This is a genomic window from Hungatella sp. SB206 (genome assembly GCF_051132295.1).
GTDB classification, from domain to species: Bacteria; Bacillota; Clostridia; order Lachnospirales; family Lachnospiraceae; genus Hungatella; species Hungatella effluvii.
On the sequence record NZ_CP096603.1, the window covers coordinates 2,599,909 to 2,626,500 of the forward strand.

34 protein-coding genes and 2 tRNA genes are annotated in these 26,592 nt (G+C 50.2%); 31 read left to right on the forward strand and 5 right to left on the reverse strand.

The features are described from left to right. From M1L66_RS11270 to M1L66_RS11280, 3 genes are all read left to right on the forward strand, one after another. Entirely contained in the window at nucleotides 1-807 is an 807-nt protein-coding gene (locus tag M1L66_RS11270; RefSeq protein WP_434692971.1) for a protein-ADP-ribose hydrolase, read from the forward strand. An 86-nt stretch (nucleotides 808-893) separates the two neighbouring features. Continuing rightward, nucleotides 894-1,442: a hypothetical protein gene (locus tag M1L66_RS11275; protein WP_434692973.1), complete on the forward strand. Its 549-nt coding sequence runs from the start codon at nucleotides 894-896 to the stop codon at nucleotides 1,440-1,442. A gap of 6 nt (nucleotides 1,443-1,448) precedes the next feature. Further along, nucleotides 1,449-2,045, forward strand: a complete 597-nt coding sequence (locus tag M1L66_RS11280) for a hypothetical protein (RefSeq protein ID WP_434692975.1) — start codon at nucleotides 1,449-1,451, stop codon at nucleotides 2,043-2,045. Between the two features lie 239 nt (nucleotides 2,046-2,284). On the opposite strand, the gene M1L66_RS11285 is transcribed toward M1L66_RS11280, so the two are convergent. The 3 genes from M1L66_RS11285 to M1L66_RS11295 form a co-directional block, all read right to left on the reverse strand. Then, nucleotides 2,285-2,357: transfer RNA gene (locus tag M1L66_RS11285), tRNA-Ala, on the reverse strand. 189 nt (nucleotides 2,358-2,546) lie between these two features. Beyond that, nucleotides 2,547-2,620, reverse strand: a tRNA-Pro gene (locus M1L66_RS11290). Nucleotides 2,621-2,767: 147 nt separating this feature from the next. After that, complete coding sequence (locus M1L66_RS11295) at nucleotides 2,768-3,418, reverse strand: DUF3298 and DUF4163 domain-containing protein (protein WP_434692978.1); 651 nt, start codon at nucleotides 3,416-3,418, stop codon at nucleotides 2,768-2,770. A gap of 155 nt (nucleotides 3,419-3,573) precedes the next feature. Here M1L66_RS11295 and M1L66_RS11300 point away from each other — a divergent pair, with 155 nt between their 5' ends. The 16 genes from M1L66_RS11300 to M1L66_RS11375 all read left to right on the forward strand — a co-directional run bounded on the left by M1L66_RS11300 (nucleotide 3,574) and on the right by M1L66_RS11375 (nucleotide 16,638). Continuing rightward, nucleotides 3,574-3,987: a hypothetical protein gene (locus M1L66_RS11300; protein ID WP_187021264.1), complete on the forward strand. Its 414-nt coding sequence runs from the start codon at nucleotides 3,574-3,576 to the stop codon at nucleotides 3,985-3,987. Between the two features lie 79 nt (nucleotides 3,988-4,066). Then, nucleotides 4,067-4,462: a chemotaxis protein CheW gene (locus tag M1L66_RS11305; RefSeq protein WP_434692981.1), complete on the forward strand. Its 396-nt coding sequence runs from the start codon at nucleotides 4,067-4,069 to the stop codon at nucleotides 4,460-4,462. Nucleotides 4,463-4,469: 7 nt separating this feature from the next. After that, the gene (locus M1L66_RS11310) at nucleotides 4,470-6,800 is read left to right on the forward strand and encodes a bifunctional diguanylate cyclase/phosphodiesterase (RefSeq protein WP_434692983.1); all 2,331 of its coding nucleotides are present in this window, start codon (nucleotides 4,470-4,472) and stop codon (nucleotides 6,798-6,800) included. Between the two features lie 18 nt (nucleotides 6,801-6,818). Further along, a complete protein-coding gene (locus M1L66_RS11315; protein ID WP_187021258.1) occupies nucleotides 6,819-7,157 on the forward strand; it encodes a chemotaxis protein CheW in 339 nt (112 codons plus the stop codon). Beyond that, nucleotides 7,138-7,947 carry a CheR family methyltransferase gene (locus M1L66_RS11320; RefSeq protein ID WP_243270225.1) on the forward strand — a complete coding sequence of 270 codons (810 nt, stop codon included), beginning with the start codon at nucleotides 7,138-7,140 and terminating at the stop codon, nucleotides 7,945-7,947. Before M1L66_RS11315 ends, M1L66_RS11320 begins: the two co-directional genes overlap by 20 nt. A 53-nt stretch (nucleotides 7,948-8,000) precedes the next feature. Beyond that, nucleotides 8,001-8,597, forward strand: coding sequence for a CheB methylesterase domain-containing protein (locus tag M1L66_RS11325; RefSeq protein ID WP_434692986.1), 597 nt, complete (start codon nucleotides 8,001-8,003; stop codon nucleotides 8,595-8,597). A gap of 3 nt (nucleotides 8,598-8,600) precedes the next feature. Next, nucleotides 8,601-8,963: a response regulator gene (locus M1L66_RS11330; RefSeq protein WP_002600345.1), complete on the forward strand. Its 363-nt coding sequence runs from the start codon at nucleotides 8,601-8,603 to the stop codon at nucleotides 8,961-8,963. Nucleotides 8,964-8,972: 9 nt separating this feature from the next. Then, entirely contained in the window at nucleotides 8,973-9,590 is a 618-nt protein-coding gene (locus M1L66_RS11335) for a chemotaxis protein CheC (RefSeq protein ID WP_187021251.1), read from the forward strand. Continuing rightward, on the forward strand, nucleotides 9,587-10,069 hold the full coding sequence (locus M1L66_RS11340) for a chemotaxis protein CheD (RefSeq protein WP_434692990.1): 483 nt from the start codon (nucleotides 9,587-9,589) through the stop codon (nucleotides 10,067-10,069). The genes M1L66_RS11335 and M1L66_RS11340 overlap by 4 nt, the downstream gene beginning before the upstream one ends. 26 nt (nucleotides 10,070-10,095) lie before the next feature. Further along, a complete protein-coding gene (locus tag M1L66_RS11345; RefSeq protein ID WP_434692992.1) occupies nucleotides 10,096-11,769 on the forward strand; it encodes a methyl-accepting chemotaxis protein in 1,674 nt (557 codons plus the stop codon). After that, nucleotides 11,766-12,146 carry a response regulator gene (locus tag M1L66_RS11350; protein ID WP_187021245.1) on the forward strand — a complete coding sequence of 127 codons (381 nt, stop codon included), beginning with the start codon at nucleotides 11,766-11,768 and terminating at the stop codon, nucleotides 12,144-12,146. The genes M1L66_RS11345 and M1L66_RS11350 overlap by 4 nt, the downstream gene beginning before the upstream one ends. A 1-nt stretch (nucleotide 12,147) precedes the next feature. Then, a complete protein-coding gene (locus tag M1L66_RS11355) occupies nucleotides 12,148-12,771 on the forward strand; it encodes a chemotaxis protein CheC (protein WP_187021243.1) in 624 nt (207 codons plus the stop codon). Continuing rightward, complete coding sequence (locus M1L66_RS11360) at nucleotides 12,761-13,243, forward strand: chemotaxis protein CheD (RefSeq protein WP_187021241.1); 483 nt, start codon at nucleotides 12,761-12,763, stop codon at nucleotides 13,241-13,243. Before M1L66_RS11355 ends, M1L66_RS11360 begins: the two co-directional genes overlap by 11 nt. A 32-nt stretch (nucleotides 13,244-13,275) precedes the next feature. Beyond that, entirely contained in the window at nucleotides 13,276-14,214 is a 939-nt protein-coding gene (locus M1L66_RS11365; protein ID WP_187021239.1) for a GGDEF domain-containing response regulator, read from the forward strand. Further along, complete coding sequence (locus M1L66_RS11370; RefSeq protein ID WP_434692998.1) at nucleotides 14,214-16,166, forward strand: chemotaxis protein CheA; 1,953 nt, start codon at nucleotides 14,214-14,216, stop codon at nucleotides 16,164-16,166. Before M1L66_RS11365 ends, M1L66_RS11370 begins: the two co-directional genes overlap by 1 nt. Next, nucleotides 16,159-16,638: a chemotaxis protein CheW gene (locus M1L66_RS11375; RefSeq protein WP_187021229.1), complete on the forward strand. Its 480-nt coding sequence runs from the start codon at nucleotides 16,159-16,161 to the stop codon at nucleotides 16,636-16,638. The genes M1L66_RS11370 and M1L66_RS11375 overlap by 8 nt, the downstream gene beginning before the upstream one ends. Before the next feature lie 87 nt (nucleotides 16,639-16,725). On the opposite strand, the gene M1L66_RS11380 is transcribed toward M1L66_RS11375, so the two are convergent. Next, the gene (locus M1L66_RS11380) at nucleotides 16,726-17,721 is read right to left on the reverse strand and encodes an ABC transporter substrate-binding protein (protein ID WP_055655409.1); all 996 of its coding nucleotides are present in this window, start codon (nucleotides 17,719-17,721) and stop codon (nucleotides 16,726-16,728) included. Between the two features lie 156 nt (nucleotides 17,722-17,877). Here M1L66_RS11380 and M1L66_RS11385 point away from each other — a divergent pair, with 156 nt between their 5' ends. Continuing rightward, the gene (locus M1L66_RS11385; RefSeq protein ID WP_187021227.1) at nucleotides 17,878-18,687 is read left to right on the forward strand and encodes a Cof-type HAD-IIB family hydrolase; all 810 of its coding nucleotides are present in this window, start codon (nucleotides 17,878-17,880) and stop codon (nucleotides 18,685-18,687) included. An 88-nt stretch (nucleotides 18,688-18,775) separates the two neighbouring features. Beyond that, nucleotides 18,776-19,072 carry a YerC/YecD family TrpR-related protein gene (locus M1L66_RS11390; protein WP_187021225.1) on the forward strand — a complete coding sequence of 99 codons (297 nt, stop codon included), beginning with the start codon at nucleotides 18,776-18,778 and terminating at the stop codon, nucleotides 19,070-19,072. A gap of 121 nt (nucleotides 19,073-19,193) precedes the next feature. Here the strand turns inward: M1L66_RS11390 and M1L66_RS11395 are convergent, their stop codons facing one another. Beyond that, nucleotides 19,194-19,808 carry a DUF1836 domain-containing protein gene (locus M1L66_RS11395; protein WP_187021223.1) on the reverse strand — a complete coding sequence of 205 codons (615 nt, stop codon included), beginning with the start codon at nucleotides 19,806-19,808 and terminating at the stop codon, nucleotides 19,194-19,196. 177 nt (nucleotides 19,809-19,985) lie between these two features. Here M1L66_RS11395 and M1L66_RS11400 point away from each other — a divergent pair, with 177 nt between their 5' ends. The 10 genes from M1L66_RS11400 to M1L66_RS11445 all read left to right on the forward strand — a co-directional run bounded on the left by M1L66_RS11400 (nucleotide 19,986) and on the right by M1L66_RS11445 (nucleotide 26,586). Further along, complete coding sequence (locus tag M1L66_RS11400; protein ID WP_110324823.1) at nucleotides 19,986-20,366, forward strand: RidA family protein; 381 nt, start codon at nucleotides 19,986-19,988, stop codon at nucleotides 20,364-20,366. Between the two features lie 409 nt (nucleotides 20,367-20,775). Next, nucleotides 20,776-22,098, forward strand: coding sequence for a bifunctional folylpolyglutamate synthase/dihydrofolate synthase (locus M1L66_RS11405; RefSeq protein ID WP_187021221.1), 1,323 nt, complete (start codon nucleotides 20,776-20,778; stop codon nucleotides 22,096-22,098). Then, the gene (locus M1L66_RS11410) at nucleotides 22,091-22,231 is read left to right on the forward strand and encodes a hypothetical protein (RefSeq protein ID WP_002600329.1); all 141 of its coding nucleotides are present in this window, start codon (nucleotides 22,091-22,093) and stop codon (nucleotides 22,229-22,231) included. Before M1L66_RS11405 ends, M1L66_RS11410 begins: the two co-directional genes overlap by 8 nt. Nucleotides 22,232-22,242: 11 nt before the next feature. Further along, nucleotides 22,243-23,556: a tetratricopeptide repeat protein gene (locus M1L66_RS11415; protein WP_187021219.1), complete on the forward strand. Its 1,314-nt coding sequence runs from the start codon at nucleotides 22,243-22,245 to the stop codon at nucleotides 23,554-23,556. Nucleotides 23,557-23,817: 261 nt separating this feature from the next. Beyond that, entirely contained in the window at nucleotides 23,818-24,159 is a 342-nt protein-coding gene (locus M1L66_RS11420; protein ID WP_002600327.1) for an STAS domain-containing protein, read from the forward strand. A gap of 10 nt (nucleotides 24,160-24,169) precedes the next feature. Then, nucleotides 24,170-24,604 carry an anti-sigma F factor gene (gene spoIIAB / locus M1L66_RS11425; protein ID WP_117623357.1) on the forward strand — a complete coding sequence of 145 codons (435 nt, stop codon included), beginning with the start codon at nucleotides 24,170-24,172 and terminating at the stop codon, nucleotides 24,602-24,604. Between the two features lie 5 nt (nucleotides 24,605-24,609). Next, nucleotides 24,610-25,323, forward strand: a complete 714-nt coding sequence (gene sigF, locus M1L66_RS11430) for an RNA polymerase sporulation sigma factor SigF (RefSeq protein ID WP_025530535.1) — start codon at nucleotides 24,610-24,612, stop codon at nucleotides 25,321-25,323. A gap of 63 nt (nucleotides 25,324-25,386) precedes the next feature. After that, complete coding sequence (locus M1L66_RS11435; protein ID WP_002600324.1) at nucleotides 25,387-25,548, forward strand: hypothetical protein; 162 nt, start codon at nucleotides 25,387-25,389, stop codon at nucleotides 25,546-25,548. Further along, the gene (locus M1L66_RS11440) at nucleotides 25,545-26,171 is read left to right on the forward strand and encodes a stage V sporulation protein AA (RefSeq protein ID WP_187021216.1); all 627 of its coding nucleotides are present in this window, start codon (nucleotides 25,545-25,547) and stop codon (nucleotides 26,169-26,171) included. The genes M1L66_RS11435 and M1L66_RS11440 overlap by 4 nt, the downstream gene beginning before the upstream one ends. Then, nucleotides 26,161-26,586 carry a stage V sporulation protein AB gene (locus tag M1L66_RS11445; RefSeq protein WP_434693007.1) on the forward strand — a complete coding sequence of 142 codons (426 nt, stop codon included), beginning with the start codon at nucleotides 26,161-26,163 and terminating at the stop codon, nucleotides 26,584-26,586. The genes M1L66_RS11440 and M1L66_RS11445 overlap by 11 nt, the downstream gene beginning before the upstream one ends. The last annotated feature ends 6 nt before the right edge of the window (nucleotides 26,587-26,592 follow it).

The following is a 26,592-nucleotide window of genomic DNA, read 5'->3' on the forward strand; positions in this document are numbered from 1 at the left end:
TTGAAAAATGAGAGTTACAAGACCCAGGAAGAACGCCTCAGGTATCTGATCCGGGCTATGCAGAAGGAGATGCCTCAGTATCGCGGCATTGTGATTCCGGAGGATAGTGCGGGGCAGAAACAGCTTCTCCGCTCCCTGATGAACGTAAGGCCTCCAATGCCGGCAGATCCGGAGTTTCTGGCGGAACAGGATTTGTATCTGTCGGAGGAGATTGCCGCGCGCGGCATTCTGGATGGAGCGGATCTGGCTCCTGTAAAGGAGAACGGCCGGATCTGTCTCTGGCAGGGGGATATCACACGTCTGAAGACGGGAGCGATTGTAAATGCGGCCAACAGCGCACTGCTGGGATGCTTTCGGCCCTGTCATTCCTGTATCGACAATATCATCCATTCCTATGCGGGCATTCAGCTCCGCCTCGCCTGTAATGAGATTATGGAGGCCCAGGGGCACGAGGAACCGGTGGGGCGTGCGAAACTTACACCTGCCTTCAATCTTCCGTGTGATTCGATTCTGCATACGGTCGGTCCGGTTATTACCGGCCCGCTGCGAAGAGCAGACTGCCGGCTTCTGGCGGACTGTTACCGTTCCTGTCTGGAACTGGCTGTGGAAAATCAGATTACCTCGATTGCATTTTGCTGTATCTCGACAGGTGTATTCTGTTTCCCACAGGAGCGGGCGGCGGAGATCGCGGTGGAGACGGCTGTTGGTTTCTTAATGCAGAATGAATCGGTCCGTCAGGTTATATTTGATGTCTATACCGATCAGGATTTGGTTATTTATCAGAAGCTGTTGGAACAGGAACGATAGCTCCTGCCGACAATCCTGTGTATGGGAATTGGGCGTGTCATATTTACGAAATTCGGCGGGTGAGTGAACCGCCGGGAGGAGCGGCTGTGAAAGGTGTGATTCTGAGAAAGGGAGAGAGAGCCTACTCGTATTTTTCCGGGGTATTCTCTGCGATTATCCCGGCTGTCGTGGAACGGAACTGGCTGATAACGGGGTATGAAAATTATCCGGAGGCGCTGGAGCCGTATGGTGGGAACTTAGGCAGGGAAGCGTTCTTTTGGGTGCCGGGGGAGCGGCTGGAGGAGATTGTCCGGCAGCAGGATTATCCATGGTACTGGGGCGTCCTGTCGGGATTTAAGAAAGAGGTGCGGCTGCACCAGGTGATAAGCTATGGACTGCCGTATGCGGACGGATACACCGGTTTCTGGAAAAATCCGATTTCCATTCAGCATCCAATGGCTGATATTGAGATCGTGGCGTGGGACAGTGCGCTTACACTGCTGATCAGCAGGGATGAAGCCATTGCCCAGGCGTTCCGGAATGCGTATCCACGAAGTGAAGACTTAGAGACGTACAATCTCGGGGAACCGGAATCGGAGGAGTGGCAGAAAATATGGGAGGAAGCGGAGCTGCATTACGGGGATGGCGGGAGGTAGAAATACATGCGGGTAATTCTTGCGGGATTTGAGGGAGAGGATAACAGCTCCAAGAGACTGCTTGACTGTGTTAATGCAGGGGATCAAAAGATTTACTTAAAAAATGATAAAATGATATGTGTAAAACAGATTATCGATGTGTTGGAACCGGGCGACCGGATCCTGGCATTTGGCCAAAAACCGGGATTGAAAAATGCGATTTCTGTGGAACTGCAGGCTAGGGCAGGAGAGGATATTCTGACCACACGGTTCCCTGTTGCGCAGATTGAGAGACTCTGTGCAGGAACCTGCCGGGTGAAGTTGTCTGAGCATGCAGGAACAAGTTATTGCAATCATCTGTATTACCACGTTATGAGGGAGATTAAAGAGAGACAGATCGATGTGGAAATTGTATTTCTCCACATTCCCATGTTGAAGAATATAGGCGAGTTTGGGCGGCTGGCTGAAACGGTGAACGGGTTGACCAAAGGATTGACCGAGGACCTAAGACGGCCTTGCTACGGCCTGGGCCAGGCGAACCAGTCCGGAGCATCTTCGATACGCGGCGTGTTACAGGGCGGCCAGTGGTGCGGACAATCCTCGTTATGGCAGGAAAATACATAGACATTTGCGACCTGATCGTATTCGCAGCAGGCATAATCCCCGCAGTCCAGGCAGGAACCGTATTCCTGTTCAGAGCTGCATTCATTCTGCATTTGAGCAATGGTTTTCTTTCTGTGATGCGGCATTGGCGTTACCTCCATATATCGGTGAAGAGCAGGACAAAATGGAATAAATACTGCATTTAAACAAAAAAATATGCTGAAAATCTTGTACAATCAAGACTTCCAGCATATGACTCATGGAGATAGTGGGATTCGAACCCATGACCTCTTGAATGCCATTCAAGCGCTCTCCCAGCTGAGCTATACCCCCATGTCCGCTATTATAGCAAAAAGATAAAAAATTTGCAATCACTAATTTACACTTTTTTTCTGATTTTTCCGATTTTTGAAATTTTAGCCTGCAATGGAGCCGAATGAAACTAAAATGGAATAAAAATAAGAATAGTAAAAATAAAAAAAATGCAGGATTTCTATGAAAGATATCCTGCACTTTTTATCATCGAGGCGACAAGATTCGAACTTGCGACCTCTGCGTCCCGAACGCAGCGCTCTACCAAACTGAGCCACGCCTCGATATGATACGCTTAGAAGCGAACGAAACATATAATAACACTTTTTGGTAGAATTTGCAAGTGGAAAATGAAAGAAAAATTTAAAAAGTGAAACCAGTTGGAAGAGGCCTGCCTGGAAAAAGTTCCGTTTTGCCTGCTATTACGGGCATTACCGGCTTTTTTTAAATGGAATCAAAAATTCGGGGATTCCGGTTGAGTAGGGGGCGATGTCGTATTGCTGGAAATAGATGACAATCCCCTTGGGTGTTACAAAGAAGCTCTCCGGTTTGAAGGTGGATCGAATCAGAGTCGGGTAATCGTCAAAATAAGCGGAAGGAGAGTCCTTCTGCCGTGCCTTTACCTGCTGATCCAGAATCCGGAAGATGCCTTCCCGGTAAGCTGGATTGTGGGGATAGAAATCGGCCAGTGTCAAGTATCTGCCGCTGCTGAAATCCCAGGTATCCGAGGTCCGTATCGTGCTTCCGTGTGCGCCTCCTGTATAGGTATACTGATCGGTATAGAGGCTTGTCATGCATCCGGAATTCCAGGTGACGGTATAAGCGCTTATGAACTCATATCCGAAAAACGGATAGTTGTCTTTCTTTGCGTATTCTGCCTGAACGGAGGCCTGGGAAGCCAGGACTGTGCGGCAGTACTCCTCCGTCTTTCGGGCGGCGGTGGAATAAAACGCATTGATACTTAAGGCGGCTGCCTCGGAGCAGGTTGTGGTGAAGTAAGGATAACGGATCGTATAAGTGAGTACGGCAGTCCCTTTGCTGTATACGGTGTCCGACAGTACTCTTTGGGTAATGGTCTGCATATTGGCTCCATAAAACAGGATTTCTATATTAATATGGCCGCTAAAATGGAAATATGCAGTATGACTGGGACATCATGGAATTATTTACCAGATGACCTACTTTTTATTCCTTTTTATGGCATTTTGTTGTATGATAGAAAAAAAGGAGGGTGGACATGTTTACGTCGGCAAAGGATATTATGAAAATCATATGGAACGGATTAAGAGAGATAAAGAAAAATTGTTCTGATTACTACGACAAGGATGCCAGAAAGATATATGAGGAAACCTTAAACGGAGTAAAGGAAGAACTGTCCGGTCCGGAGCCGGAGGAAAAACGGAAAGACCGTCTGGTCAAGAACCGATGGGAGAAGATGCGTGTGGAACGGAAGATCGCGGTGGTCAGTATTTTGACGATTCTGGTTTCCCTGGTGTTTGTGACATCCTATGGCAGATGGATGGATTTTGGGACATTTTTGCTGGTGATGGCGGCGGTGGCCGCTGTTTCGGTCTGGTGGATTTCACACCTGTTCCGTAAGCGTTTCAAACTCAGTCTGGAAGGTTGGATGCTGGAGGCAAAAGAGGTGTAATAACCTTGCTTTTTCATGCATTATGCGTTAATATATTAAATAGTATATACAAATGTGAAAGATGCGAAGGAGGTGCCTTATGGTGGAAACATTTTTATGTTTTGAGTCAGAGGGCGCTTTTTTTTTGATTCCGCTGAAACTGGTACGCCATATTGTTCAGGGGAATGCGGGACAGGAGAAAACGATTACATTTAACGGGTGTGAGGCTGAGATTTATTCGGTTGGAGCTTCGTGGGGGGACAACCGGGAACGGGAGTACGCGGTCCTTCTGGAGGTGGAGGACGGTCTTCCGGCCCTTTTGGCTGACCGTGTGGACGGCGTATTTGAAGTCCCGGACGACAGAATATTTAAGCTTCCTGAGGAAGTGATCGGAGAGAAGAATGATTTTTTGACGCAGGCGGTGTATCTTGATTCCTCCGGATGCTGGGCCTTCGTGATGGATATAGAACGGTTTCTTAATAAAGAGAGGAATTGAACGGGTCATGGTTTCAAACAGAGAAAAACGGCTGGACCGTCTGACCAATACGTGGACAGAAGCGGCGGCTGAAGTGATGATTAATGAATACTTGAAGGAAGCGGAGAACTGGGGAGGCGACGGCCTTTTTCTTTTGGAGGCGTCAAACGGTGGGACGAAACTTCCGGAGGCCTCTGTGAAGCAGGTGGCCTTCCTTTTGCAGTGTACCCTGAGGCGGACGGATCTTGTGGCGAGAGTGGGCGAAAACTGCTTTCTCATCTTTCTTCTGGGATGCCGCAGCCGTGAAGATGCGGTCTCTTCCATGAACAGTGTCCGTACCAGCCTGGAGCGGGAAACGAAACTGTACATGACGGCGGGAGGCACGCTGACAGACGGACAGGGACAGACTTACGACTCTCTGCTAAAGAGGGCAAAGGCGGAGCTGGCGCGTGCAAAGCAGGAAGAGAAGTTCCTCTGTTTTACAGAGGTGTGCGGAAAAATAGAGACGGGGGACGCGGAAATCGATCCGGCGTATTCGATCCGCCCCATACCTGAGTACATAGAGGACAGCGGAAAAGCCGACATGGATTTTATCCGCAAAATTATGGATCATTTTCTGCCCGGAAAACAGGAATGCCCCATCGAAATGGGATTGAAACGGATATGTGCCTATTATGGATGCGGTGAGGCCTATATTCTGGAGCGCAAATCCGGAGGGAAGGACTATGAGATTACCTCTTCCTGGATGGAAGAGGAGCCGATGGTCCGTAACGATAATTTAAAGACGATACCAGGCCTCATTGCAGAACGGTATCTGGAGCTTTTTCGGAACCGGAAGGTGCTGGCCTGCAACCGAATCTGCGAACTGGAGATTCTGGATCCGGTCATAGCGGAACGCCAGAAGCTGAGAAAAACGAGATCCCTGATGCAGTTCCCGATCATGGAAAATGGGGACTATATCGGATATATCAGTGTGAATGATAATAAAAAAGAAAGGCTCTGGACGCTGGAGGAGAGCATGACGTTCGCTCTGGTTGGGCGCGTTATGGCCGCCTGTATTCTGGAACGCCGTTTTCAGCGTTTTACGCAGATACTGATGGATCACGACCGGCTGACAGAGGCATGGAATTACAACCGCTTTTTAAGCGAGGGAAGAAAGAGGCTGAAGAACGCGCCGCTGTTACAGGCGATTGTCACCATGGATATCAAGAATTTCAAGGTGATTAACGCGAATTACAGTTATGAGACAGGAAACGATATTCTGGTGGGCATCAGTTCTCTGCTCAGTAATTTTACGGGCGGCGGGGAGTGCTTTGCCAGAATTGAGGCCGATAAATTTGCGCTGCTCCTGGAATACCAGACTGTTAACGGCCTGCAGCACCGTCTGGACCAGCTGCTGCGGCGGGTGGAACAGATTCCGCGGGAGGAGAAGAAGGACTTCTCGATCAGCTGCATCATGGGCGTCTGCCTCGTAGAACCGGGGGACACGGAGATGTCTATCCTGGTAGACCACGCTAATATGGCCAGAAAGGCGTTAAAGGATTACCATAAGAGTATCTACAGCTTCTACAACAGGGAGGCAGAGCGCAAATTCGCAAAGGAACGGGAGCTTGCATTCCGCATGAAACGCGCGGCGGAGAATGAGGAGTTTGTCGTCTATTACCAGCCCAAGGTGGATCTGCCCCGTAAGCGCTGTATCGGGTTCGAGGCCCTTGTGCGCTGGAAGATGATGGAGGGCCAGATGATTCCGCCCGACGAATTTATCCCGCTGTTTGAAAAAAACGGATTTATTGCAGAGCTTGATTTATATGTGTTTGAGCGGGTTTGCAGACTGATTAAGAGCTGGAAGGACTGCGGCAGAACGCCGTATCCCATTGCGGTGAATATATCCAGGATCCATTTGACGAAGCCTGACTTTTTGGAGGAACTGGAACAGATCGCCGGCAAATACGGTGTGGAGAGCCGGTATCTGGAGCTGGAGATTACAGAGAACGCATTTTTAAACAATCCGGGAGAAATCCTGGAGGTGGCGCGGCGGATCAAAGAGAGAGGCTTCGTCCTGTCCATGGACGATTTCGGAACGGGCTACTCGTCACTGAGCCTCCTGAAGGATCTGCCCGTCGATATTATCAAGCTGGATAAAGAATTCTTCCAGAAGCGATTAAGCGACCGGGAGAAGATCATCATCGCCAATGTGATTCATCTGGCCCATGAGCTGGATATTCAGGTGATTTCTGAAGGAATCGAGACGGCCGAGCATGAGGCGTTTCTGACGGAGATCGGATGCAATCTGGCTCAGGGTTACCGATACGGGAGACCTGCACCCATCGGGGAATTTACGGATCTGATGGCTGACTGAAGGAAAGGAGGGGCACACATGGAACAGGAAGGATTTGGAAGAGAGATGCTGCGCCTGTATTATGGCGGCGAGTGCGAAGTGACAGCCATGGAACGGGTGGAACTGATTCTTCCGTGCCCTGAAATCATAAGGGTGCCGGGGGCGCCTGATAATCTCGTAGGCATGATCTATAAAGAGGGCGGACTGATTCCCGTGTTCCGGCCGGGAAACGACCAGATCACAGGCAAGAACCAGAACCTGGCGCCGGAGGAAGTTCCGGCGTGTATCGTACTGATAAGAAAAGAAGACGGTAGCATAAAGGGAATGGCAGCTGATGAGGTTGCCGGAGGGGGCGCGATTGATACGGTTTACGAATGAGGAGTTCACACAGCTGATTACCTATATGTCCGGACAGTACGGAATTGATCTGTCAAAGAAGAAAATCCTGGCGGAATGCAGAATGAATGGGGAGCTGGAAAAACGCGGTAATATCTCCATGGGAGAGTACATGAGACAGATGGAGATGGACAGGACTAAACAGCTGGAGAGCATCCTGTTAAACCGGCTGACCACGAACTATACATATTTTATGAGGGAGCCGAAGCATTTCGACTTCCTGCGGGATAAGATACTTACCAATATTAAGCCGGAATGGGGGCGCATATCGTATCAGATCTGGTGCGCTGGCTGCTCCAGCGGCGAAGAGTGCTACACGCTGGCCATGCTTTTGCAGGACTATAAGGATCAGGGCGGGTGGCTCCCATCCTTCTCCATTGTGGGAACGGATATTTCGGAGCAGGCGCTGGCTGTGGCCCAGAAGGGGAGATACCCGGTCCGGGAGCTGGAGAATATTCCGGCATTGTGGCAGCAGAAATATTTATCCATGGACGAGGCGGGAACTTCGTTTGACATCGGCCGCGCTATAAGAGAGAAAGTCCGGTTTCAGCGGATGAATCTCTTAAAACCAAGCGTGGGGCTGGGACAGTATGATCTGGTCCTGTGCCGCAATGTTATGATTTATTTTAATGAGGAGTCAAGAAAGAAATTGATTGAGAAGCTGTACCGGGCTTTAAAGCCCGGCGGTTATCTGTTTGTGGGGCATACGGAATTATTGCCCAGAAACCATGAACTGTTTGAATACGTGTGTCCGGCTGTCTACAGGAAATAGAGGCCGCTGCGCGCCTGATGGCAGAGGGGGAGTCAATGGAGGGTCAGAGGGAAATGAAAAGCAGATATTTAGCGGTGATCGGGGCTTCGGCAGGCGGTCCCAAAGCCGTACTCACGGTCCTTAAGGAGCTGCCATCGACCACCTGCGGGATTCTGGTGATCCAGCATTTAAGCCATGGCTTTTCCGGAAAATTTGCAGAGTATTTAAATCCCCTGTGCAAGATGCGCGTGAAAGAGGCACAGTCGGGTGAGCCGGTCTGCGACGGCACGGTCTATATTGCCCCGGACGGATATCAGATGTCGCTGGGAAAACTGGAGGACGGCTTCATGATTCGCTGTGTTCCGGGGAAACGGTACGGCGGATTCTGCCCTTCCATCAGTTACACCATGAATTCCGTTGCGGAGACGGTGAAGGAGAAAGCCATGGGGATTATTCTTACAGGTATGGGGGAGGACGGTGCCAAAGGGCTGCTGGCCATGCGCCAGGCGGGAGCCTGTACTGTTGCACAGGATAAAGAGACGAGTGAGATTTATTCCATGCCGGAATCGGCCTTTCGAAACGGCGGAGCGGAAAGACAGATGGGACTTGGCCTGATCAGCGGAGAGATAACCAGGTTCTGCATGAATATGAATAATAAAACCGGGAGGTAGGCCATGGAAAAGCCATTGATAATGATAGCAGATGATGCGATGTTTATGAGAAGAGTGATTAAGCGCGCGCTGACCCAGGGAGGATACGACAACTTTGTGGAAGCGGGCGACGGCGTGGAAGCGGTGGAGAAATATAAGGAGGTGCAGCCGGATCTAATGCTTCTGGACATTACGATGCCCGGAAGATCAGGACTGGAAGTGCTGAATGATATTCTGGCGTTTAAAAGGAATGCAAAGGTCATCATGTGTTCAGCGGTGGGACAGGAGCAGGTGATTGCGGAGGCGATCCGCTGCGGTGCCTCAGACTTCATTATCAAGCCATTTAAGGACGAGGAGATCTTGAAAATCGTAAAAGCGTGTTTGTAGGAGGGAGAAATGAAGGACGAAAGGGAGCTGCCGGGCGGACCGGCGGCAGAAACATTGCTGGAAATGGGGAATATCGGAACCGGAAGCAGCATGGCTTCTTTATCCCATATCATCGGAGAAAAGGTGTGTTACGCCCCTCCTGTCATGAAGACGGTTGATTATGACGGGCTGGCGGAATGGATCGGCTATGCGGAAGAAAACGTGGCGGCCGTTCTGATTCCATTTACCGGCGATATTAACGGTATGCTTCTTCAGATATACAAAGAAGGGATGACGGACGTAATTCTCAGGAAACTGCTGAACACGGAGCAGGTGTCCGGGGAGATGGATGGACAGATGCTGGATCTGCTCAAGGAGACGGCCAATATTATGGCTTCTTCCTATCTGACCGGGCTCTCGGCCTGTGTCGGCCTGAGGATCACGCTGTCCGACTCAGCCGTTTCCATGGATATGACAGGAGCCATTATCACGGCGCTGATCGGGACTGCGGCAGGGACATTTCCCGGCGGAATCTGCATTGGCAATAACTTTTCAACCGCAGAGGCGGAACAGAAAAGCTGTATGCTCATGGTTCTGCGTGAAGACTCTATCTCAGAGATTATGAAAGCGGTGGAGGTGAGCGGATGAGTGAGATCGTGATAAAACCTGATCAGATGGCGGTAGCGGAAGGGGAAACGGTTCTCATTACCATGGCGCTGGGATCGAGTCTGGCTGTCTGTATGTATGATGAAGAGGGCGGTATTGGAGGACTGGTACACACTCTGCTTCCGGATATACGGAGGGAAGGCAATGGAAAAAATGGTCTGCGGTATGCGGATACAGCGACCCGGGCGCTGTTAGAGGCCATGAAGGAAGCCGGCGCGGTACCGGAACGGATCCGGGTAAAGCTGGTCGGAGGGGCGAAGATTTTCTGCTTTGCCGGACAGGCGGGGCAGCCGGATATCGGCAGGGAGAATGTAAGCTGTGCGAGAAAGACGTTGCAGGAACTGGACCTGGCGATTATCTCGGAGGACACAGGTGAAAATTATGGACGGAGCGTTCGCTTTATGGCCGGCAGCGGAAGGCTTGAGATTGAAACGGTAAACCGTTCCAGATACTGGATCTAGAATGACAGACGGAAGGAAAAAAACTGATGAGGAAAATGAAGAATATGAAAATAGGAAAGAAGCTCATGGTTTCTTATGGTATCATTATCTTTTTTTATATCATAACCGTGATCGTCTCTCTATTTGGAGTATACTATGTATCAAAATCGCTGGATGTCTTCTACAATAAGGCGTTCACTGCGTCCTATACGGCGGGTAACCTAAGGGCATCCGTTCAGAGAATTGGCCGTACGGTCCTGAGTATTGCTACGGAGGGAGTGAATGTGGATCGGCAGGTACAGTTGGATGAGATTGATGAGATCCTCGGCGATATGGATACGAATTTAACCATGCTGAAAGAACAGATGCCGGATAACGATCTGGTGAACCAGCTGCGTGAAGCTTTAAAAAATCAGAAGCAGCCCAGGGAAGCCGTTATTGAGGCGTTGAAAAACGGTAATGACGAGGAAGCGATTTCTTTATATGGCAGTGACTACGAGCCGAAAGCGGAGAAGACGAGGGAATGCCTGGAAGCGATTACCGCTTATTCCAAGGTTAATGCGGAGAAATACCTTGACAGGGGGCATGCGGTAAGGCAGCAGATGACAGCAGTAATCCTGGTGTTATCGTTCCTCATCCTGATGATAACCGTGGCTCTGTGTCTCTATATTACAAAGGGAATTACAAAACCCGTCAGTGAGGTCCGGGAGGCCGCAAAGAACCTGGCGGAAGGGAATCTGCAGGTTCAGCTGAAATATCAGTCAGAGGATGAACTGGGAGAGCTGGCGGACAGCTTCCGCGAGACCATAAGCGCATTGAACGATTATGTGTCCGCAGTGGAAGAAGGGCTTTTGGCGGTTGGAAACGGAAAGCTGAACTACCATCCGGAAACTGCGTTTAAAGGCGATTTCGTTGCACTGGGTGATGCGATGGAGCAGATCACAGGACTTTTAAACCGTGCGATCATGCAGATTGCCTGTACGGCAGATCAGGTAGCCGGAGGCTCCGAGCAGGTTGCAAACGGCGCCCAGATCCTTTCCCAGGGAGCCACGGAGCAGGCAGGCTCTATGGAGGAACTGGCGGCCAATATCAACGAGATATCGGACAGCGTTAAGAGCAACGCCAATGATGCTGTGATGACCAGCAAAAAGGTGGACGAGGTAATTGGACTGGTTACCAGAAGCAGTGACGAGATGAAGGCCATGGTTCAGGCGATTCTTGAAATCCGGGAGAACTCCAGCGCAATCGGAGGCATCGTAAAGGAGATTGAGGATATTGCATTCCAGACGAATATACTGGCACTGAACGCTTCGGTAGAGGCGGCGAGAGCCGGTGAAGCGGGCCGGGGATTTTCTGTAGTAGCGTCCGAGGTGCGTCACCTTGCGGCGAAGACGAGGGAGGCCTCCGGGATGATGGCCCGTCTGGCGGCGCAGACCGCGGAAAAAGTGGACGGCGGTACCGGGGCCGCGGATAAGACGGCCAGAGCGCTGGACCTGGTGGTGAAGGGGACGGAAGTGATCGGTACCATGGTGGATCGGATCTCCGGTGCCTCTGTGCGCCAGGCTGATTCCATTATCCAGATCAGACAGAGCATGGAGATGGTGTCTGAGATTGTACAGGGAAATTCCGCTACGGCGGAGGAGAGCGCCGCTTCCAGCGAAGAACTGTCGGCGCAGGCACAGGTATTGAAAAAATTAGTGGAGGAATTTGAGCTGTCATGAGTGAGAAGAAAGTGCTGATTGTAGATGATGCCGTGTTTATGCGTTCCATGCAGAAACGTATTATAGCCGGATCCGGGGATTACGAGGTATATGAGGCGGCCGACGGAGAAGAGGCGGTTGCGCTGTACAAAAAAATAAGGCCGGGACTGGTGCTTCTGGATATTTCCATGCCTGGCATTAACGGAATAGAAGCATTAAAACAGATGAAAGAGGCCGACGAAAATGCCTTCGTGATTATGTGTTCCGCAATCGGCCAGGATTCCATGATGAAGGAAGCCGTGGACTGCGGAGCCAGGGACTTTATTGTCAAGCCGTTTAAGGCGGAGCAGATCGTCCAGGCTCTTAACCGGGCATTTTCATCGTCTGCGGAGGTATGAGATGAATAAATATTCGGACATCAGTGAGAGTGCGAGAGATGTTTTAATGGAAATCGGTAATATCGGAACGGGAAACGCGGTTACCGCACTCTCCAGCATGATTAACCACAGGATTGAGATCGAGCGTCCTAATGTGAAAATCATGAAATTCGAGGAAGTACCCGCCATGCTGGGCGGTCCGGAGGAGATCAAGCTGGGAGTGCTCCTGGAGCTCTCAGGCGATTTGAACGGCATGTTTATGTTCCTGATCAGCACGAAGTTCGCCCAGACCATGCTTGACAAGCTGCTGGGAACAGAGGTCGAGGATGTCAGGAACCTGGATGATATGAGTCTTTCCGCGATTTGCGAGATCGGCAATATCATGTGCTGTTCCTATATTAACGCGATGACGGTGATGATGGATTTGAGGGTTCACGTTTCTGTCCCGGACATCTGTATCGATATGACCGGAGCCATATTAAGTGTTCCGATGATTCACTTTGCGAGACTGAGCGATGAACTGCTTCTGATCGAGGATAAATACCATTTTGACGATCAGGAAGTGGTCAGCCACATTCTGTTCCTTCCGGAGATTCACTCTCTGGAGCGGATTTTCAAGGCTTTGGGTGAGGAATATGAAGGATAATCCTGTAGTGGTGGGAATTGCGCAGGGAAAAGTAGTTTCCCGGCCGGAAAAACTCATTACTTATGCGCTTGGTTCCTGTGTGGGAGTCTGCTTATACGATGAGAAACACCGTATTGCCGGAATGGCACATATTATGCTTCCGGATGCAGGACTGAGCCTGTCTCAGGAAAATCCCTACAAATTCGCGGATAAGGGCTGTGAGCAGCTCATAAAAGAGATGGAGCGCCAGGGGGCGAACCGCCGCTTTATCACGGCGAAGCTGGCGGGAGGCGCGGGGATGTTCTCCAAATACGAAGCTCTCGGAAGCATAGGGGAGCGCAATGTAAAGGCAGTAAAAGCTGTTTTAGGGGCGCTGAAGGTGAGTGTGACGGCGGAGGATACCGGTAAGAATTATGGCAGGACGATCACGTTTGATTCGGCGGATGGCAGCCTGACAGTCAAGTCAATGAGTGCAGGCATTACGGTTATATAGGGTAGAACATGGCGGTTGGAAGGAGAAAAAGCATGACAGGCAGACAGAAGATACTGGCGGTCGATGACAGCCTGCTGATATGCCAGCAGATAGAAAAGGTTTTAAAAAATGAGGAATATACGGTTTATAAATCCCATTCAGCGAAGGAGACTCTGGAGTTACTGGAGGAAGTGGTTCCTGATCTGATTCTCCTCGATGTCATTTTGCCTGATATGGAGGGATATGAACTGTTTGAAAAGATAAAAGAAAAGGATAAGAATCACGCTCCAGTGATCTTTATCACCTCCAAAGACAGTGAACAGGATGTAATCCGGGGATTTGATCTGGGCGCTTGTGATTATATTAAAAAACCGTTCCGTCCGGAAGAACTGAAATCCAGGGTGAAGGCGCATCTTGAGGACAAGCGGAAGAGAGACGAGCTGAAGATCTTAAATGAGACGCTGAAGGCCAACATGCAGATATTAAACCGCGTGGCCTACCGGGACGAGCTGACCGGACTTTACAACCGGCGGTTTGTGGTGGAGAAGCTGGCCCAGGATTTGATGGAACCAAATCGCCAGGATGCACTGGTCATGATCGATGTGGACGATTTCAAACGCGTAAACGACTGCTACGGGCATGACGCCGGAGACATGGTTCTCGTTTGTATTTCCAATATTATGGAGAGCGTCTGCCGCCGCCATAAGGTGGTCCGCTGGGGCGGAGAGGAATTCCTGATTATTCTGATGGCAGTTACAAAACAGGAGTGTTTTGAAGTCTGCGAGGAGATCAGAAAAGAAATTCAGGCGTTTCCTTTTCTTCAGGGCAATACCACATTTTACTGCACTGTGACGCTGGGGATCAGCCTTTTCGATAAGGAACAGAGTTTTAAGATGAACATGACGCACGCAGATATGGCGCTTTACCGCGGAAAGAAAACAGGAAAAAATCGTACCGTCTGGTATGGTTATGAGGAAGAGGCGGGAGTGTGATGGGTATGGGCTTTTTTGATGAGGACACGGGCGAGATGCTGGAGATCTACTTACTGGAGACCAACCAGCTTCTGGACCAGTCGGATGCCATGCTGCTCTCGGCGGAGCAGGAGATGGTATTCTCCAAAGAGAGTATCAACGGCATCTTTCGTGTGATGCATACTATAAAGAGTTCTTCCGCCATGATGGGGCTGACGGGATTGTCCACTTTGACCCACCGCCTGGAAGACTTGTTTGTGGTGTTTCGGGAAGACCCTTCCAGGCTTTCCGGTTATGAACAGGAGACATTTGATTTAATCTTCGAAGCCACTGATTTCATCCGGGAAGAACTGAAACGAATGAAATTTGAAAGCTTCGAGCCAGAGCCGGTAGACCGGTTCTGGGATAAAATAGAGGTTCTCGTACAGAAGGTAAAAGAAAAAAAGAAGACTACCGTCCACCTGAAATTTGAAAAAGACTGCCGGATGGAGAATGTCCGGGCCTACATGGCTGTACGTCAGATCCGGGATTTATGTGCGGATTTAAAGATATATCCCGAAAATGTAGAGACGGATTCCTCTACAACGGAATATATTCATGATAATGGTTTTTATATCAGCTTTACGTCGGAAGACCCGGGCGCAGTCTTACAGACGCTTAAGAGCGCGCTGTTTGTGGAGTCCTGTACGGAGCTGGCGGAGATGCCGAAGCTGTCCGGGACGGCGGAGGGACAGGCGGTGGAAGGTCAGTCTGCAAAAGAACCGGAGACCGAAGCCGAGACTCCTGTGCAGAACAGCGCTGATTTTATCAATGTCCGGGTGGAAAAGCTGGATGAGCTTCAGAATCTGACGGGAGAACTGATTATCGCGGCGTCTTCCTGGCTGGAAGCCTCGAAAGGGAGCGTGGAGGACGGCAGGAACCATCAGGTTGGCCGTTTTTTAAAGGAGCTGGAGGAACTGGTCATATCGATTCGGATGGTGCCGTTTTCCAATGTGGTACCCCAGTTAGGCAGGATCGTCCGCGACATCTGCAAGAAGGAAAAGAAAGAGGTGTCCTTCCACGTCCAGGGGCAGAATGTGGAGGTGGATAAGAAGATCGCGGATGGTATTCTGGATCCACTTCTCCATCTGATCCGCAACGCCATTGACCATGGAATCGAGCAGCCGGAAGAGCGGGAGAAGGCGGGAAAGCCGCGGGCGGGCTCGGTGACACTGCTGTTTGCCAATGTTGGCGGTGAGATCGTGGTCAGTGTCAGCGACGACGGATGCGGCATCGATTTGGAACAGGTCCGCAAAAAGGGCAGAGAAAAGAATCTGTTCGTGAGGCCGGAATCGGAGTATTCCGAGCCGGAGATATTAGAGTTCTGCCTTCTGCCCGGCTTTTCGACGCGGGAGGCGGCTAACGAGTACTCGGGAAGAGGCGTGGGACTCGATGTGGTTCGTCAGATGGTGGAGGCGTTCGGTGGCCACCTTCATTTGGAGAGTACCAGAGGGGAAGGCAGCAATTTCATCATGCATCTGCCTCTGACGCTTACGATCATCGAGAGCATCCGTTTTCAGACCGGAGACCGGTTCTTCGCGGTTCCGGCACACCAGGTGGTTCAGTTTGTCACCTACCAGCCGCAGGGGCCGGGAATGGTGATGCAGGAAGGAAGAGAGTTCTGGATCAGGGAGGGGCGGTATATTCCCGTCATTTCCCTGAGTAAGTTCTACCATATTCCGGGAACACCAAGGATCGGTTCCGAAATCATGGCGTATATCAAGGGCAGTACGAGAGAGCTCTGCATTGTGGCAGACCGGGTGGCAGACCAGGGCAGTCTTGTGGAGAAATCGCTTCCGGCTATTTTAGGAAAGCATTTTAAGAAGTATACGGGAATCTCCGGGTGCAGCCTGCTGGGGGACGGAACCATCTGCCTCCAGCTGGATATCGAAGACCTGGTGCGGAATACGGGAGGTGGAAAGACCCATGAATGACTTTGACTTGGATCAGGCGAGAGAGAAGGACGGCGGAGAGGAACTGGAGTTTCTGTGCGTCCGCATGACGGATGCAGTCTACGGATTCGAACTTCCCCATATCCGGGAGATCATATGGGACAGCCGTATCACCCCGATCCCCTGTGTGCCGGACTACTATGAAGGTCTGTGTAACTGGAAAGGGACGATTATTACCGCCGCTTCTTTAAGCCGGATGACAGGAACAAAAGAGAGCGGGTACGGAGACCAGCCGGTAGTCATAATAACGGAAACGGGGGCCCTGCAGTGCGGCTTTCTGGTGAGGGAGGAACCGGAGATTTTAAGGGTACCGGCAGACGCGCGGCTGACCGGAGACACTCCAGACCGGATTGGTGAGATACTGAAGATCAAAGCAGCGTACGCCTGGGAGAATGAAGTGATCTATGTGATTGATGCAGAGGAGACTCTGAAATGCATGGTGGTATTTGGCTGATACGGCCATGATGTGAAAAGAACAGATCCCGGTTCCGGCGGTGAAGAGCGGAAACGGGATCTGTTTGTTATGTGTGGGCATTCGGTATTACTTTGCCGCTTCCTGTGAAAATTCGGTTGTTACCAGCTTGTCGTAAGGAACGCGCTCATTCAGTTCGCCGGCTTCCTCCAGGATGTTTTCCAGAAGTTCGAAACTTTCTTTTTCGAAGACAGTGTCGCCTTTCCAGGTGTCCTGATCTTTATAGCGGCCAACGATGGTTGCAATGGTATCCTCATCGGTTTCTTTAAACTGAGGCTGGATCACTTTGGCGATTTCTTCGGCGGAATGGGTGTTTACATATTCCAGGCCTTTCTGAATCGCATTGGTGAATTTCTGGATGGTTTCGGGATTCTTCTCTAAATAGCTCTTCTTGACGCTGTAAGCGGTATAGGGAACGTATCCGGAATCGACGCCGAGGGAGGCGATGACGTGGCCGTTTCCTTCTTTTTCCAGACCGGTGGCAAATGGTTCAAACTCTACCGTGTAATCGGCGTCGTTGCTGGTGAAGGCGGCGGCGGTTAAACCGAAGTTGATGCTCTGGTCGATGGTCAGATCTGCGGCGGGATCGATCCCGTTCTTCTTCAAAATGTATTCAAATACCATTTCCGGCATGCCGCCGGCTCTTCCGCCCAACACCTTCTTGCCCTTCAAATCGGCCCAGGTGAAGTTATCCTGGGCTTCCCTGCCGACCAGAAAATTACCGGCCCGCTGGGTCAGCTGGGCGAAGTTTACGGCGTAATCGTCAGAACCCTGCTGATAGACGTAAATGCTGGCCTCAGACCCCATAAAACCGATATCGGCGTCTCCGGAGATCAGGGCGGTCATGACCTTGTCGGCGCCGGCGCCGTTGACCAGCGTCAGGTCGAGCCCTTCATCCTCAAAATACCCCAGTTCAATGGCGGCATACTGGGGAGCATAGAAGATAGAATGAGCGACTTCATTCAGAACCACTGGCTTTAGCTGTTTCCTTGTGGTCGTTTTACAGCCGGTTACGCAGACGGCAAGCATGGATACGGCGAGAACGATGCTCACGATTTTTTTCATAGAATTCTCCTTTTTTGTTGTTTCTCATAGTGACATTGTATGAAATGTGACAGGCAGCAGTTCCCGGATTATGAGTCGAATTTCTAAATTTTGCATTTTACCCCGAAGTATGATATACTTTTCACGGAGAATTTTACGAAAGCAGGAGAAGGAATTATGGCATATCGAATGATCGTGCTGGATCTGGATGGCACACTTACAAACCGGGATAAAGTGATCACACCGAGGACGAAGAAAGCGCTGATGAAGCTGAAAAGCCAGGGGGGAACCATCGTGCTGGCCTCCGGACGGCCTACCTATGGTGTGATGCCGCTGGCGAAGGAACTGGGACTCACAGAGGATGGCGGTTATATCCTGTCCTTCAACGGAGGGCGGATTATCGAATGCAAAACGGGTGAGACCGTGTTTGCAAAGGAGCTTCCTGTGACATCGAATAAAAAGATCATTGCGCTGGCCAGGGAGCACGGCGTGAACATTCTTACATACGAAGGGGACTGCATTATTACGCCGGACCCCGGAGATATCTATGTAAAAAAGGAGTCCGACATCAATAAACTGGAGGTCCGGCGGATAGAAAATTTCGACCAGTACGTGGATTTCCCGGTGGTAAAGTTTCTGCTTCTCGACGACGGGGATTACCTGGCTCTCGTGGAACCGAAGGTGAAGGCCGCACTGGGGCGTGATTACAGTGTGTACCGTTCAGAACCCCACTTTCTGGAGGTTCTGCCCAGGGGAATTGATAAAGCGGCGTCTTTAGAGCGGCTGCTTACGCGCCTTAACATGACGAAGGACGAGATGATCGCCTGCGGTGACGGATACAACGATTTGTCCATGATTCAGTATGCCGGTCTGGGCGTGGCCATGGAGAACGCGGTCCTGCCCGTGAAAAATGCGGCGGATTACGTGACGCTTTCCAACAACGACGACGGCGTTGCTCATGTCATTGAAAAATTTATGCTGTCATAAGTGTCCGGGGGTGGACTTTATGACTTTAATATGTTAAAATACTCCATAGATGAAGTAACAGCAAAAATAAAGGGGACTGATTGAAACCATGAATAAAAAAATTAAGACAGATGCGGTTGACCATCTGTTTCAGGCAATACTGACACTGAAGACACCGGAAGAGTGCTATACGTTCTTCGAGGATGTGTGCACGGTCAACGAACTGCTCAGCTTATCCCAGCGGTATGAGGTAGCCAAGATGCTTCGCGAGGGCCGCACGTATCTGGAGATTGCGGAAAAGACCGGGGCTTCCACAGCCACGATCAGCCGTGTGAACCGTTCCCTGAATTATGGAAACGACGGATATGATATGGTATTTAAGCGTCTGGAGGATACAGAGGCCTAGTGCAGCCCGGAGAGGCCGCGGCTTCAGACAAAATGGAGAGATAAATGCAGCGCTCCCTTTCATGGGAACAGATTCCGCAGGGGACTGTTCCTATGAAAGGGAGCGTTTTATCTTCGCTTATTTACTTTTTCTTTTTGGACGGGTTCGCTTCCCGAAGCTCGTCAATCATCTGTTCCACCATCTGCTTCTTTAAATAGACGTCAAAGGATAATTCGCAGATTAAGGCGAAGAGCCGTAAGTATTCCCTGTCTTCCTCAGCCAGGTTCTCGTCCGTAAATGTACCGCCCGCGCGTTCATACTTTGCTTTCACGTCTTCCCGCAAGTGTTTCATCTCCTCCGCTTCCAGAGCGAAAATCTCTTTGTAGATGTCCTCCAGCAAAAGGCCGTCCTTCAATGCGAAATGTCCTGCGGTGATCGGCCGGAACAATTCTTCGATGTCGTTGATGGAAAGAATATTCTTAAAATAATAGATAAAAATCAGAAGCAGGATATGCTCTCTGGAATACTTCTTTTTGTTGGGCGCAGGCAGCAGGTTGTTCTTGGCATAGTTGTTGATCATGGTTTTCGTCAGCACCTTATCCTCGGGGTAGCGCTTCGTGTTCTTCAGATGATCATCCATAAATGTAGTAACCTGATCCATGTAAAGATCAATGCCCGGAATCTCTTCAGGCCTGATATAACTTAAGGTATCCAGACGTTTTAGGATATCCTGTATTCTTTCGTCATTCGTCTTCATAGTTTCACCTCATATCCTATTATATAGTATTCAATACTAGATGACAAGAGGTAAATATACGAAAAGAAAAACAGTTAAACTAAATATTTTTAAGATAACCTAAAAAACTTTCTTGACTTTTGCGGAATGTGTGATAATCTAGATATATAACGTGAAGAACGAAAGGAGATACATAGAATGAAAAAAGTATTGGCTACAGAAAAAGCACCGGCAGCGATTGGACCATATTCCCAGGCAGTGAGAGGCGGAGATTACGTATACGTATCCGGCCAGCTTCCGATCGATCCGGCAACAGGAGCATTTGCAGGCGAGGATATCGCCTCCCAGACGAAACAGTCCTTAACTAATATCAAGGCGATCTTAGAGAGCGAAGGCTTATCTATGGCAAATGTGGTAAAGACAACTGTCTTATTACAGAACATCGGCGATTTCGGCGCTATGAACGAAGTTTACGCAACCTTTTTCGAGGGTGCATGCCCGGCCAGAGCTGCATTTGAAGTAGCTGCTCTTCCAAAGGCAGCGCTTGTTGAGATCGAAGCGATCGCATACTGCGGATAGTCAAAAAATCCGCTGCAAGCAACGGGACATCAAATTTGCAGCGCTGCGGGCAGCGGGTTTTTTGACCCTCGCGGCAGTACCCGATAAAGCGGGGCATGCAATCGCCAAATGGACGCGCCAGCGTGTCCGCTTGGCTCGTTGCCCGCGGGAATAAATTGACAGATGATAACAGGGGTATCCCGGATTGTGGTTCCGGAATACTCCTGTTTTTCATTTTACAGGAGCGTTTCCGTGAAAAAACCAGAGTAAAAATGTAGAAATCCGTCTGTATTTGCGAAAGAAAGAGGTTGCATAATGGCCGAGTTATATTATAATAAATAAGAAAGCCCGAATTGGCGTGCGGGAAAAGGCGCGCAGTAAGGCAGCATAAGGATTAAGATTACATAAAGAACGAAAGCCGGGGCGTAAGATGAGTTTGGAAAAAACTGCGGAAGAATATCTGGCCGATATCCCCATGTGGGCCAGAAAAAAGAATTCCCTGGAAGATATCAGGGCTTTTCTGGAGCGGATGGACAACCCCGACGAGAAGAGAAAGATCATTCATGTGGCCGGGACCAATGGAAAGGGTTCGGTCTGTGCATATATAACCTCCATGCTGATGGCAGGGGGATACCACACGGGAGCATTTATCTCGCCTCATCTGACGGAGGTGCGGGAGAGGTTTTTATTCGACGGTAAGCCGGTCGAATATGGACCGTTTGAGAGCAGCTTTCGTGAAATCAGGGATTTATCGGAATGTATGACGGAAGAGGGATACTGTCATCCATCCTATTTTGAATTCCTGTTTTACATGGGTATGAAGCTGTTTGACCAGATGGACAATGATTTCACGGTTCTGGAGACGGGACTTGGCGGAAGGCTGGACACGACGAATGTGATCCGTCATCCGCTGGCAGTGGCCATCACTTCCATAAGTCTGGATCATACGGAATATTTAGGCGATACCGTGGAAAAGATCGCTTATCAGAAAGCCGGTATCATAAAGTCCGGCGTTCCCGTCATATATGAGAGAGGCGACCAGGGGACAGCCGCTGTGATCGAGGAAGAGGCCGCTGCCAGCCACAGCCCGGTATATCCGGTGGACAGGCAGGACTATGTGATAGAGGCATGGGAAGAACAGGGAATCCGGGCGGGACTTAAGCGGCTTGACGGCAGCATTCTCCGCGTGCTGATTCCCTCCCAGGCGGAATATCAGGTGATGAACGCACTGACTGCGCTCAGGACGGTGGAAGTACTGATGCGGCAGAGGGAAGACATATGCTTATCAGAAGAGGAGCTTAAGGCCGGACTGGAGTCCATGAGATGGCCGGCACGCATGGAAGAGGCGGCGCCCGGGCTTTACCTGGATGGAGCGCACAATCCGGGCGGAATCGAAGAATTTATAAAGACAGCCGCGCGTCTCTGCGAGAAAAGCGGGAAGCGGGCCTGTCTTCTGTTTTCCTCGGTATCGGACAAGGCCCACGATACCATGATCCGTGAGATCGCGGCGGGTCTGCCGCTGGATTCGGTTGCTGTAGCCCATATCCATTCGGATCGGGGAATGGCAAAGGAAGTGCTGGAGGCGGAGTTTTTAGCCGTTTCCGATTGCAGAATATATGGTTTTGATACGGCAGAAGAGGCACTGGAGAAACTGCTCACATGGCAGGATGGGGAACATCTGCTGTTCTGTGTGGGATCCCTGTATCTGATGGGAGAGATAAAGACAATTCTTGGAGGTATAAAAGATGATTGATTTTGAAACCGAGATAAACGATTACAGACCGAGTCTGGAAGTAGATGCCATAGAGGACGCGATCGTGAGAAGCGATCTGACGGATATGAATGATTTGATGATGGAACTGATCAAGGAAGTTGGTAAGGAATAGGCAGGTAAGATATGGATTATGTAAGAAAAACCCGTGTCATTGCCAACAGCTATTATAACATGGGATTAGAGCGGGCGCGGTTGCGGGATTTGTCCGGCGCGGCCGAATGTTTAAAGAAGAGCCTACATTTTAATAAGTATCAGACGGATGCCAGGAACCTTCTGGGCCTCATTTACTATGAGGTCGGGGAGGTCGGGGATGCGCTTGTTCAGTGGGTCATCAGCATGAACCTGCAGCCGCAGGAGAACCGGGCGGACTACTATCTGGGTGAAATCCAGAGAAAAAAGGGGAGTCTCGACACGGAGCGCCACATGATCCGGCGGTTTAACCAGGCCCTCGTCTACGCCCAGAACGGCAGCGAGGACCTGGCGATCCTTCAGCTCGTCAAGGTGGTGGAGGCGAAGCCGAACTACGTGAAGGCCCAGCTGCTGCTGGCTATTCTCTGTATTGCGAGAGAGGATTACCAGAAGGCGGGAAAATCAGTCTACAAGGTATTGCAGATAGACAGGAATCACCCGAAGGCGCTCTGGTATAAGTCGATCGTCAAGGCGAATACAGGCAGCCGCTCCGAGCGTGAGCCTGAAAAGAGGAAGCTGAAAAATGTCCTGTCCCACCGGCAGATGGAGGATGACGATGTCATCATTCCGCCCAGCTACAGAGAGAATACGAAGGATATGGCGGTCGTCAATATCCTAGCGGGCCTGCTTCTGGGGGCGGCGGTCGTCTTTTTTCTGGTTATGCCGGCGAATACGAGGGCGATCAATGAAAAACACAACCAGGAGATGCTTAAGTACAGCGAGAGCTTAAGCCAGGCGAATCAGAAGGCGGACAGCTTAAGTGAGCAGATCGCCGGCCTGGAGGCAGATAAGAAAACGGCGGAAGATTCCCTGTCCACATTTACCAATGATTCGGACAGCGTGCTGGCTCAATACCAGAACGTGATCGGAATTCTGCAGGCGTATAAAAAGGATGATTTTACCGCGGCGGTAAAGCTTTACGCCGACTTGAAGACGGAACTCATCGCGTCACCGGATGTGCTGGCCATCGTCGGAGAGATTAAGGCCGACATGGAGGAACGGGGATATCAGGTGCTGGAAAGCCTTGGAGACGAGGCTTCGGGCGCGGGAGACAGCCAGACGGCTCTCGATTACTATTTAAAGAGCCTGGCTGTAAAGCCGGATTACTGGGCTGCCAGGTATAAGGCGGCCGTCATTTACAAGGGAATGAATCAGAAGGAACAGGCGAATGAGATGTTTACGGACATCATAAATAACAGCAAAGATGAAACATTGATAGCGCAGGCCAGAACGGAACGGGGATTCTAATCCTGTTTGCGTAAAAAGTAAGACACGACAGAAGAGAAAGAGAGCTCTTTTGCCGTGTCTTTTTTGTGTAACAGAAAAGTGCTCCTGTTACACAAAAAGCCCTTCGGGCAGGATGCGCACTCCGTGCTAAGGAAGTATGGTTGCTGAAGCGACCGCGCTCCGGCGCGAGAGTCCGGTGAGCCGGACTCTTAATTCATAAAAAAGAGCTCTGTGTTAGAACAAAGAGTCCGGAAAGCGGGATTCTTTTTGGAAAGGAGAACTATGAACAAGCCACTATTTACCTATGAGGCGGACGGCCACGTGCTGATTGTCCACCTGCCGGAGGAGTTGGATCACCACAACTGCACCGGCTTAAAATATGAAACCGATCTGATCCTTTCGGAAAATTATATTAACCGCATTGTGTTTGATTTCTCGGGAACCGGATTTATGGATTCTTCAGGGATTGGAGTGTTGTTAAACCGATACAAGCAGATGGCCCGGAGCGGAGGAAAGGTGACAATCTACGGAGCGGGAGCCCAGGTGCTCAGAATACTGAAAATGGGCGGCATTTTAAAATTAATGAAATTATATGACTCAAAGGAAGATGCAGTCACAGGTTGAGGAGGAAGACATGTTAGAAGAAAACAGACCAGAAGTTTTGAGAATGGAAATTGAGAGCCTGTCCCGGAACGAAGAGTTTGCAAGGGTTGTGGTGGCCGTATTTATGGCTCGGATGAATCCGACGCTGGAGGAGTTGGACGACGTAAAGACCGCGGTGTCGGAAGCTGTGACGAATGCGGTGATACATGGTTATCAGGGAAATGGCGGGATCATCTATCTCGAGGTGGAGATACTGAAACAGGAGCTGACCGTGACTGTGAGGGATACGGGAATCGGGATTCCCAATATTTCGCAGGCGATGGAACCGATGTTTACCACCGATCCAGAGGGAGAACGATCCGGCATGGGATTCTCTTTTATGGAAGCGTTTATGGACGAGGTGCGTGTGGAGTCAGAACCGGACAAGGGTACCGTTGTGACCATGAAAAAGAAGATTAACGGGTGAGTCCTATGGATGAGACCATGAGATTAATAGAAATGGCTCACGAAGGAGATAAAGAAGCACGCGACCGTCTCGTCACCGAGAATATGGGACTGATCTGGAGCATTGTGCGAAGATTTACAGGACGGGGATATGATCCGGAGGATTTATTTCAGATAGGAAGCATCGGCCTCATGAAGGCCATCGACAAGTTCGACATGTCTTTCGAGGTTAAATTCTCCACCTATGCGGTCCCCATGATAACAGGAGAGATCAAGCGCTTTTTAAGAGACGACGGCATGATAAAGGTCAGCCGCTCCATCAAGGAGATGGGCACCCGTGTAAAATGTGTCAGAGAGGCATTAAACTTTACCCTTGGACGGGAACCGACCATCGAGGAGATCGCCGGAGAGATCGGGGCCAGCAAGGAGGAAGTGGCGGCGTCCATAGAGGCCGGAGCGGAGGTGGAATCGCTTTACCGGACAGTCAATAAAAATGACGAAAACAGCATTCTTCTCATCGACAAGATCGAGGAGGAAAACTCTGCCCAGGAGGAGCTGTTAAACCGTATGGTGCTGCGGGAGCTGCTGACAGAGCTTTCCGATAAGGACCGGGAAATCATTGTCAGGAGGTATTATTATAATGAAACCCAGAGCCAGATTGCAACGCGTCTCGGTATCTCACAGGTCCAGGTTTCCCGTCTTGAAAAAAAGATTTTAAAGCAGATGCGCGAAAAAATATAGAATAAAATACTTCATACGGCTCATACTACTCATGAAAAGTGAAAGAAAAGGATGTGAGCACGTATGGAATCCATGAAACATAAGCTGGGAATTGCACTCCTTGTCGTATGCCTGATCGCTGTGGCCGCCATTGTATGGTACTTAATCGCCGCGGTGCCGGACGGCGGCGAAATGGATGGAACGCTGGTAGAACTCATCCGGAAAGCGGGGCAGATGAGAATATGAGCAAGACTGTCTATCTAAACATCAGCCAGATTACTGAGGTCCATCATAAGGAGATTCAGTTAAAGGATGTGGCGACGGTCTACAGCGATGATTCCGCCGTAACAAACAAGTGCAGCGCCCTGCGCATTAAAACGATTCATTTGGACAGAGATAAACGTTACGTGGAGAGTGCGCTGGATGTGATTAAGAAGATCACGGAGATGGATCCGACGATCACCGTCAACAATGTGGGTGAAGTGGATTTTATCATCGATTACCACCGGCCGAAGTCCCCGAATTGGGCCTGGGAATGGATCAAGACCATATTTGTCTGTATTATCTGTTTCTGCGGCGCGTCCTTTGCCATCATGACCTTTAACAACGATGTCAGTGTGACGGATGTCTTCAGCGAGATTTACCGTATCATCATGGGAAAGGAATCCACCGGATTCACGATTCTGGAGGTGAGCTATTCCATAGGACTGGCGCTGGGAATCGTAGGATTCTTCAATCATTTTGCGAAGTTTAAGATCAATACGGATCCGACGCCGCTGGAGGTGGAAATGCGTCTTTACGAGGACAATGTCAGCAAGACCCTGATTCAGAATGACGGCAGAAAGGAGCAGGATATTGATGTTTCTTAAGCAGTTATTTCTCGTGTTTCTGGGGCTTAGCGCCGGCGGCGTCATAGCAGCCGGCGTTTTTGCATTTCTGGCAATTATCGGCGTTTTTCCGCGGCTGATAGGAAAGACCCATGCAAATAAACACATTTTTCTGTATGAGACGGTCATTATCATAGGCGGTGTACTGGGAAACGTATCCGATATCTATGAAATCCCGATTCACATGGGCGGGAATGTGTTCCTGGGGATCTACGGGCTGGCGGTCGGAATCTTTGTCGGCTGCCTCGTCATGTCTCTGGCGGAGACTTTAAAGGCCCTGCCGGTTATCAGCAGGAGAATTCATCTGGCCGTGGGACTTCAGTACGTGATCCTGGCCATCGGTCTTGGCAAGCTCATTGGTTCACTCGTATATTTCACGGGCAATTTCGGACAGTAGAAAACA

Coding starts and splice junctions, on each gene's coding strand:
- spoIIAB (WP_117623357.1), top strand. CDS start 24,170: ATGTTAGAAGAAAACAGACCAGAAGTTTTGAGAATGGAAATTGAGAGC.
- M1L66_RS11355 (WP_187021243.1), top strand. CDS start 12,148: ATGAATAAATATTCGGACATCAGTGAGAGTGCGAGAGATGTTTTAATG.
- M1L66_RS11295 (WP_434692978.1), bottom strand. CDS start 3,418: ATGCAGACCATTACCCAAAGAGTACTGTCGGACACCGTATACAGCAAA.
- M1L66_RS11420 (WP_002600327.1), top strand. CDS start 23,818: ATGAACAAGCCACTATTTACCTATGAGGCGGACGGCCACGTGCTGATT.
- M1L66_RS11385 (WP_187021227.1), top strand. CDS start 17,878: ATGGCATATCGAATGATCGTGCTGGATCTGGATGGCACACTTACAAAC.
- M1L66_RS11400 (WP_110324823.1), top strand. CDS start 19,986: ATGAAAAAAGTATTGGCTACAGAAAAAGCACCGGCAGCGATTGGACCA.
- M1L66_RS11330 (WP_002600345.1), top strand. CDS start 8,601: ATGGAAAAGCCATTGATAATGATAGCAGATGATGCGATGTTTATGAGA.
- M1L66_RS11370 (WP_434692998.1), top strand. CDS start 14,214: ATGGGTATGGGCTTTTTTGATGAGGACACGGGCGAGATGCTGGAGATC.
- sigF (WP_025530535.1), top strand. CDS start 24,610: ATGGATGAGACCATGAGATTAATAGAAATGGCTCACGAAGGAGATAAA.
- M1L66_RS11280 (WP_434692975.1), top strand. CDS start 1,449: ATGCGGGTAATTCTTGCGGGATTTGAGGGAGAGGATAACAGCTCCAAG.
- M1L66_RS11380 (WP_055655409.1), bottom strand. CDS start 17,721: ATGAAAAAAATCGTGAGCATCGTTCTCGCCGTATCCATGCTTGCCGTC.
- M1L66_RS11365 (WP_187021239.1), top strand. CDS start 13,276: ATGACAGGCAGACAGAAGATACTGGCGGTCGATGACAGCCTGCTGATA.
- M1L66_RS11375 (WP_187021229.1), top strand. CDS start 16,159: ATGAATGACTTTGACTTGGATCAGGCGAGAGAGAAGGACGGCGGAGAG.
- M1L66_RS11310 (WP_434692983.1), top strand. CDS start 4,470: ATGGTTTCAAACAGAGAAAAACGGCTGGACCGTCTGACCAATACGTGG.
- M1L66_RS11300 (WP_187021264.1), top strand. CDS start 3,574: ATGTTTACGTCGGCAAAGGATATTATGAAAATCATATGGAACGGATTA.
- M1L66_RS11340 (WP_434692990.1), top strand. CDS start 9,587: ATGAGTGAGATCGTGATAAAACCTGATCAGATGGCGGTAGCGGAAGGG.
- M1L66_RS11440 (WP_187021216.1), top strand. CDS start 25,545: ATGAGCAAGACTGTCTATCTAAACATCAGCCAGATTACTGAGGTCCAT.
- M1L66_RS11345 (WP_434692992.1), top strand. CDS start 10,096: ATGAGGAAAATGAAGAATATGAAAATAGGAAAGAAGCTCATGGTTTCT.
- M1L66_RS11415 (WP_187021219.1), top strand. CDS start 22,243: ATGGATTATGTAAGAAAAACCCGTGTCATTGCCAACAGCTATTATAAC.
- M1L66_RS11435 (WP_002600324.1), top strand. CDS start 25,387: ATGGAATCCATGAAACATAAGCTGGGAATTGCACTCCTTGTCGTATGC.
- M1L66_RS11350 (WP_187021245.1), top strand. CDS start 11,766: ATGAGTGAGAAGAAAGTGCTGATTGTAGATGATGCCGTGTTTATGCGT.
- M1L66_RS11395 (WP_187021223.1), bottom strand. CDS start 19,808: ATGAAGACGAATGACGAAAGAATACAGGATATCCTAAAACGTCTGGAT.
- M1L66_RS11305 (WP_434692981.1), top strand. CDS start 4,067: ATGGTGGAAACATTTTTATGTTTTGAGTCAGAGGGCGCTTTTTTTTTG.
- M1L66_RS11410 (WP_002600329.1), top strand. CDS start 22,091: ATGATTGATTTTGAAACCGAGATAAACGATTACAGACCGAGTCTGGAA.
- M1L66_RS11390 (WP_187021225.1), top strand. CDS start 18,776: ATGAATAAAAAAATTAAGACAGATGCGGTTGACCATCTGTTTCAGGCA.
- M1L66_RS11445 (WP_434693007.1), top strand. CDS start 26,161: ATGTTTCTTAAGCAGTTATTTCTCGTGTTTCTGGGGCTTAGCGCCGGC.
- M1L66_RS11325 (WP_434692986.1), top strand. CDS start 8,001: ATGAAAAGCAGATATTTAGCGGTGATCGGGGCTTCGGCAGGCGGTCCC.
- M1L66_RS11360 (WP_187021241.1), top strand. CDS start 12,761: ATGAAGGATAATCCTGTAGTGGTGGGAATTGCGCAGGGAAAAGTAGTT.
- M1L66_RS11315 (WP_187021258.1), top strand. CDS start 6,819: ATGGAACAGGAAGGATTTGGAAGAGAGATGCTGCGCCTGTATTATGGC.
- M1L66_RS11335 (WP_187021251.1), top strand. CDS start 8,973: ATGAAGGACGAAAGGGAGCTGCCGGGCGGACCGGCGGCAGAAACATTG.
- M1L66_RS11405 (WP_187021221.1), top strand. CDS start 20,776: ATGAGTTTGGAAAAAACTGCGGAAGAATATCTGGCCGATATCCCCATG.